Consider the following 6,194-nt stretch of genomic DNA (forward strand, 5'->3'; position numbering starts at 1 on the left):
GCCCGCCGGTGTCATGCCCGGCCTCCCCCAGATCGGCGCCCCCGCCCCCCTCCCGCCGGTCACCGGCGGCTGCACGGTCGCCTGATCCGTCCGGCACGCCGGCGACGCGAATCGCACGGATCGCGGCCGTACGGGACGGGGGCGGTGCGGGCCGTACGGGATCGGCGGGCGCGCCGGCAGCGGTTACGCTGCGGATCATGCTTGTCGCCGCCGCCGTCTGCCCCTGCCCGCCGCTGCTCGTCCCCGAGGTGGCCGCCGGCGCCGCCGCCGAGCTGGACGCCGCCCGTACGGCGTGCTCCGACGCGCTCGCCGTCCTCGCCGCCGCCCGCCCCGACCTGCTGGTCGCCGTGGGCCCGCAGGACGGCGCGGCCACCACCGCCCACCCGGCCGGCTCGGTGGGCGACCTGCGCGGCTACGGCGTGGACGCCGAGGTGCGCCTGGGCGCCGGAGCGCGGGCCGACCGCCCGCTGCCCGGCTCACTGGCCGTCGGCGCCTGGCTGCTGGCCCGCGCCGGATGGGCGGACGCCCCGGTCGAGGGGCTGGCCGTGGGCGACCGACTCGCGCCCGCGGCCTGCGCGGAGGCCGGCCGCGAGCTGGCCACCAGGGCGCCCCGGGTCGCCCTGCTCGTCCTCGGTGACGGCAGCGCCTGCCGTACCGTCAAGGCCCCCGGCTACCTCGACGAGCGGGCCGCCGGCTTCGACGAACGGTGCGCCCGCGCCCTGGGCGCCGCCGACACCGGCGCGCTGGCCGGCCTCGACCCGGAGCTCGCCCGTGAGCTGAAGGCCGCCGGCCGGGCCCCCTGGCAGGTGCTGGCCGGCGCCGCCGAGGGCGCCGGCCTGGAGGGGCGCCTGCTGTACGAGGACGCCCCCTACGGGGTCGGGTACTTCGTCGCCGCCTGGTCCTGACGTCCCGACGGCCCCCGCCGGTGCCGGCGGGGTCAGGAGGCCGGGGGCGGCGGCGGGGTGCCGGTCGTACCGGTCGTGCCCGGTCCGCCCTCGTCCCGGTGGGCCAGCTTGCCGAGCGCGTCCCTGGCCTTGCCGGCGCCCGACTCGATCTTGTCGCTGTACTTGCCCTTGGTCCGCTCGTCGACCACCCGGGCCGCCTTCTCCAGACCCTGGTCGATCTTTCCCTCGTGCTGCTGGGCGAGGCCGGACACCCGGTCCTTGGCGGGTCCGAGCTTGGCCTTCAGCGTGTCCAGGAATCCCATCGGGCACCTTCCTCGTCCCTGTCCGTCCGTACCTTCGTACCCCGCGCTCAGGCGCGGGCGGTCTCGTCCGCCGCGTCGTCCGCGGCCGCGTCGGCGGTCTGCTGCCGCGGAATGGCCGCGTCGCCGCCGCCCGCCCCGGCCTCTGCCGCCTCTCCGGCCTCCTCGGCGTCACCGGCCGCGTCGGCCGGTTCCGCGTCCCGAGCCGGCTCCTCACCGGCTTGCGCCGACTCGGTGACCGCCCCGTCCGCCGCCGGGGTGGCCCCGGCCGCCGACTCCGCCGCCGGCTCGTCCACCCGCTCGTGCGCCGGCTCCTCGGTCGTCACCGGCTCGACGGCGGTGTCCTCACCCACCACCGCGAACGACTTCCGGCGAAAGCGTGAGAAAAAGCCCATAACCACTCCATATTGTACGCAGCCAAGTGACATCAGCAGGTCGGCCCCGATGGCCGGAATCCCGCAACAGGCAACGACGCCCATCCGGCCCCGTCACCTCACTCGTTCGGGGAAGGCGGCCGTCCCTGCGACACTGGGCCGGTGAACAGCGCAAGCCGGGCCCCTCGGGTCATCGCCGTCGTCGGCCCCACCGCGGCCGGAAAGTCCGACCTGGGGGTCTTCCTCGCGCAGCGGCTCGGGGGCGAGGTCGTCAACGCCGACTCCATGCAGCTCTACCGGGGGATGGACATCGGCACCGCCAAGCTGACGCCCGAGGAGCGCGGCGGCATCCCGCACCACCTGCTGGACGTCTGGGACGTCACCGAGGCCGCCAGCGTCGCCGAGTACCAGCGCATGGCCCGCGCCGAGATCGACAGGCTGCTGGCCGAGGGCCGCACCCCGGTGCTGGTGGGCGGCTCCGGACTGTACGTGCGCGGGGCCGTCGACGCCCTGGAGTTCCCCGGCACCGACCCGGCCGTCCGCGCCCGCCTGGAGGCCGAGCTGGAGCAGCACGGCCCAGGCGCCCTGCACGCCCGCCTCGCCGCCGCCGACCGGGAGGCCGCCCGCGCGATCCTGCCCGGCAACGGCCGCCGGATCGTCCGCGCCCTGGAGGTCATCGAGATCACCGGCAGGCCGTTCACCGCCAACCTGCCCGGCCCCGACTCCGTCTACGACACCGTCCAGATCGGCGTCGACGTCGAGCGCCCCGAACTGGACGAGCGGATCACCCGAAGGGTGGACCGGATGTGGGAGGCCGGCCTCGTCGACGAGGTGCACGAGCTGGCGGCCCGCGGGCTGCGCGAGGGCCGCACCGCCTCCCGCGCCCTCGGCTACCAGCAGGTCCTCGCCGCCCTCGCGGGCGAGTGCACCGAGGACGAGGCGAAGGCCGAGACGGTGCGCGCCACCAAGCGCTTCGCCCGCCGCCAGGACTCCTGGTTCCGGCGCGACCCGCGTGTCCACTGGCTCAGCGGCGCCGCCGCCCACCGCGGGGAACTCCCGCACCGGGCATTGGCGTTGGTCGAACGAGCGGTCACAGCCTGATCACGTGATGGCATCGGGACGCTCAGCCCGCCACCCCGGGGGTACGGAGCGTGCCATCATCGAGCATCGACGAGCCAGTGGAATCCGAGTGGGGAGGGCGCGTGGCGATGGAGGCCGGCCCTCGCGACAGAGAAGAGCGGCAGACGGCGTCGCCACCGGAGGACGTCCGGGTGGGCGTCGCTCCCGGGGCTCCGCTCGCGCCGCCCGGACTCACCCCCGACGGCCCCGACCTCGACGAGGACGGCCGGCCCCGGATCGCGCCCGACGAGGTCGAGGTGGAGCTGCGCCCCCAGCGCAAGCTGCGCATCTGGCAGCTCGCCCCCATCGTCGGCCTGGCCGTCATCGGCTCCCTGATGTTCGGCTTCCCGCTCGCCTTCGGGTCCGGTGACGGCGGCGCGGTCCTCGCCATGCTGGGCCTGCTGCTGTGCGGCTGCGCGGCCGGCTGGGGCCTGATGGCCGCCCGCCGGGTGGGCTACACCTGGCCCGGACTGCCCGCCCGCGGCTCCGGCGAGCGCCCCGACTGGCGCGTCCTCGCCCTCTACGCCGCCGGTGTCGCCATCCCGGTCATGCTGGCCGTCTGGCGGGTGGCCCGCCTGCGCTGAGGCCCGGCCGGCAGTCCCCGTCGCCTCCCCCACGGCCGTGTCGCACCCCGGTCGTACGATGGGGCGCGTGAACACCGCACCCCTCGCCTTCCTCAAGGGCCACGGCACCGAGAACGACTTCGTCATCGTGCCCGACCCGGACAACGCCGTCGACCTGCCCGCCGCGGTCGTGGCCAGGCTGTGCGACCGGCGCGCCGGTATCGGCGGCGACGGACTGCTGCACGTGGTCCGCTCCGCCGCCCATCCCGAGGCGCGGGAGTCCGCCGGCGAGGCCGAGTGGTTCATGGACTACCGCAACGCGGACGGCTCGGTCGCCGAGATGTGCGGCAACGGCGTGCGCGTCTTCGCCCGTTACCTCCAGCACGCCGGCCTGGTCACCGCCGGGGACGTCGCGGTCGCCACCCGCGGCGGCGTCAAGCACGTCCACCTCGCGAAGAACGGCGACGTCACCGTCTCGATGGGCCGCGCGGTGCTCCCCGGGGAGGGGGTCACCGTCACCGTCGCCGGCCGGAGCTGGCCTGCCCGCAACGTCAACATGGGCAATCCGCACGCGGTCGCCTTCGTCGACGACCTCGCGCACGCCGGCGACCTGACCGCCGAGCCGCCCTACAGCCCCGCGCCGGTCTACCCGGACGGGGTCAACATCGAGTTCGTCGCCGACCGGGGCCCCCGCCATGTGGCGATGCGGGTGCACGAGCGCGGCGCGGCCGAGACCCGTTCCTGCGGCACCGGGGCGTGCGCCGTGGCGGTCGCCGCCGCCCGGCGGGACGGCGTCGACCCGGCCGCCACCGGCGCCCCCGTCACGTACACCGTGGACGTGCTCGGCGGCACGCTGCTGATCACCGAACACCCCGACGGCGCCGTCGAGATGACCGGCCCCGCCGTGATCGTCGCCGAGGGCCGCCTCGACCCCGCCTGGTGGGACGCGACGACGTCCGGTTGACGTGGCCGCGCCGGAGCCGGGCGCGGGGCCGCGACGGGCCGAGGGCCGGGCGCGGGGCGCCGCGGTGGCCGGGCGCCGGGTGGCTCCGAGCACCGGTCGAGGGGCAAACGCGGTGGGGTTCGCTCGAACGGGTGGTCCCGATCACGCTGAGCGAGAGCGGGTCAGCGCGCCGTGGTGGGCTCGGTAGCATCAAGCACCGGCCTGGCGGGCGTGTCGAGCCCCGCCCTCCGCCGGTCGACCGCCGGAGGTGCCCCCATGAGCGCAGAGGCCGCCAGTCCCGCCCCCGCTCCGCCCAGTCGGCGTCGCGCCCGACCGGGCATCGACCTCCGCAGACTGGGCCGCGCCGCCCTGCTCGGCCCGGCCGTCCGCGACCGGCTGCCCGACGCCATCGGGCACGTCGCCGACGCCCACCGCGCCCACCATCCCGACGCCGACCTCGACGTGCTGCACCGCGCCTACGTCCTGGCGGAGTCCTCGCACCGCGGCCAGTACCGCAAGAGCGGCGAGCCCTACATCACCCACCCGCTCGCCGTGACCCTGATTCTCGCCGAACTGGGCGCGGAGACCACCACGTTGACCGCCTCGCTGCTCCACGACACCGTGGAGGACACCGAGGTGACCCTGGACCAGGTCGGCCGGGAGTTCGGCGACGAGGTGCGCTACCTGGTGGACGGCGTCACCAAACTGGAGAAGGTCGACTACGGGGCCGCCGCCGAACCCGAGACGTTCCGCAAGATGCTGGTCGCCACCGGCAGCGACGTCCGGGTGATGTCGATCAAGCTCGCCGACCGGCTGCACAACATGCGCACCCTCGGCGTGATGCGCCCCGAGAAGCAGGCCCGGATCGCCAAGGTCACCCGGGACGTGCTCATCCCGCTGGCCGAACGGCTCGGTGTGCAGGCGCTCAAGACCGAGCTGGAGGACCTCGTCTTCGCCATCCTCCACCCCGCCGACCACCAGCGGACCCGCGCCCTGGTCGACGCCGCGGCGAGCGCGCCGGACGTGCTGGGCGCCATCGCCGACGACGTACGGGCCGTGCTGCGGGACGCCCGCATCCCGGCCGAAGTGCTGGTCCGCCCCCGCCACTTCGTCTCCGTGCACCGGGTGCGGCTCAAGCGCGGGGAGCTGCGCGCCACCGACTTCGGGCGGCTGCTGGTCCTGGTCGAGGAGGACGCCGACTGCTACGGCGTGCTGGGCGAGCTGCACACCTGCTTCACCCCGGTGGTCTCGGAGTTCAAGGACTTCATCGCCGCGCCCAAGTTCAACCTCTACCAGTCGCTGCACACCGCCGTCGCCGCCGACGGGGCCGTCGCCGAGGTGCTGATCCGCACCCGCCGGATGCACAAGGTCGCCGAGGCGGGGGTCGTGGCCCTGGGCAACCCCGACGCCCCGGAGACCGGCGCGGCGACGGCCACCGGAGCCGGCGGCAACGGCGGCAACGGCGTCGCGGAGGACGGGGAGCGACGGGACCCGACCCGGCCGGGCTGGCTCTCGCGGCTGCTCGCCTGGCAGCAGGACGCCCCCGACCCGGACACCTTCTGGGCGACCCTCCGCGACGACCTCGCCCAGGACGCCGAGATCACCGTCTTCTGTCCGGACACCGGCGCGCTCGCCCTGCCGGCCGGCGCGACCTGCGTGGACGCCGCCTACGCCCGGCACGGGGAGGCGGCGCACGACTGCGTCGGCGCGCGGGTCAACGGCCGGCTGGCCGCGCTCGGCACCGTCCTCGCCGACGGCGACACCGTCCAGTTGCTCCTCGGCCACCAGCCGGCCGCGCCGCAGCAGGCGGCGGTGTCCGGTCCCTCGCCGGAGTGGCTGGAGCACGCGCGCACCCCGGCCGCCCGGATCGCGATCGGAAGCTGGCTCACCGCCCACCCGCCGGCCCCCGCCACCGGGGCGCAGGCCGGCGCGCCGGTCGCCCAGGGGACGCCGCCCGCCGGCCGGCCCGGACGGGCCGACCGGCACAGCGG

General features: G+C 76.1%; 7 protein-coding genes. 5 read left to right on the forward strand and 2 right to left on the reverse strand.

The window, feature by feature from the left end:
* Positions 1–197 precede the first annotated feature (197 nt).
* Positions 198–905 carry a class III extradiol dioxygenase subunit B-like domain-containing protein gene (locus C6N75_RS16450; protein WP_105869662.1) on the forward strand — a complete coding sequence of 236 codons (708 nt, stop codon included), beginning with the start codon at positions 198–200 and terminating at the stop codon, positions 903–905.
* 32 nt (positions 906–937) lie between these two features.
* Here C6N75_RS16450 and C6N75_RS16455 read toward each other — a convergent pair whose 3' ends face one another.
* Both C6N75_RS16455 and C6N75_RS16460 read right to left on the reverse strand, forming a co-directional pair.
* Complete coding sequence (locus C6N75_RS16455) at positions 938–1,207, reverse strand: antitoxin (RefSeq protein ID WP_105869663.1); 270 nt, start codon at positions 1,205–1,207, stop codon at positions 938–940.
* A 47-nt stretch (positions 1,208–1,254) separates the two neighbouring features.
* Positions 1,255–1,599, reverse strand: coding sequence for a hypothetical protein (locus tag C6N75_RS16460; protein ID WP_105869664.1), 345 nt, complete (start codon positions 1,597–1,599; stop codon positions 1,255–1,257).
* A 141-nt stretch (positions 1,600–1,740) separates the two neighbouring features.
* Between C6N75_RS16460 and miaA the strand changes: the two genes are divergently transcribed.
* From miaA to C6N75_RS16480, 4 genes are all read left to right on the forward strand, one after another.
* The gene (miaA, locus tag C6N75_RS16465) at positions 1,741–2,679 is read left to right on the forward strand and encodes a tRNA (adenosine(37)-N6)-dimethylallyltransferase MiaA (protein WP_105869665.1); all 939 of its coding nucleotides are present in this window, start codon (positions 1,741–1,743) and stop codon (positions 2,677–2,679) included.
* 107 nt (positions 2,680–2,786) lie between these two features.
* Positions 2,787–3,281, forward strand: coding sequence for a hypothetical protein (locus C6N75_RS16470; RefSeq protein ID WP_258177450.1), 495 nt, complete (start codon positions 2,787–2,789; stop codon positions 3,279–3,281).
* A 58-nt stretch (positions 3,282–3,339) separates the two neighbouring features.
* Positions 3,340–4,224, forward strand: coding sequence for a diaminopimelate epimerase (dapF, locus tag C6N75_RS16475; protein ID WP_407703235.1), 885 nt, complete (start codon positions 3,340–3,342; stop codon positions 4,222–4,224).
* Positions 4,225–4,479: 255 nt separating this feature from the next.
* Positions 4,480–6,194 (forward strand): RelA/SpoT family protein (locus C6N75_RS16480; protein WP_105869668.1); only part of this gene is annotated, 1,715 nt, incomplete at its 3' end.

The sequence above is a fragment of the Streptomyces solincola genome (genome assembly GCF_002982015.1).
GTDB lineage: Bacteria > Actinomycetota > Actinomycetes > Streptomycetales > Streptomycetaceae > Streptomyces > Streptomyces solincola.

Bases quoted from the DNA above. Each gene is read 5' to 3' on its own strand.
- C6N75_RS16450 (WP_105869662.1), top strand. From the start codon at position 198: ATGCTTGTCGCCGCCGCCGTCTGCCCCTGCCCGCCGCTGCTCGTCCCC.
- C6N75_RS16455 (WP_105869663.1), bottom strand. From the start codon at position 1,207: ATGGGATTCCTGGACACGCTGAAGGCCAAGCTCGGACCCGCCAAGGAC.
- C6N75_RS16460 (WP_105869664.1), bottom strand. From the start codon at position 1,599: ATGGGCTTTTTCTCACGCTTTCGCCGGAAGTCGTTCGCGGTGGTGGGT.
- C6N75_RS16470 (WP_258177450.1), top strand. From the start codon at position 2,787: ATGGAGGCCGGCCCTCGCGACAGAGAAGAGCGGCAGACGGCGTCGCCA.
- dapF (WP_407703235.1), top strand. From the start codon at position 3,340: ATGGGGCGCGTGAACACCGCACCCCTCGCCTTCCTCAAGGGCCACGGC.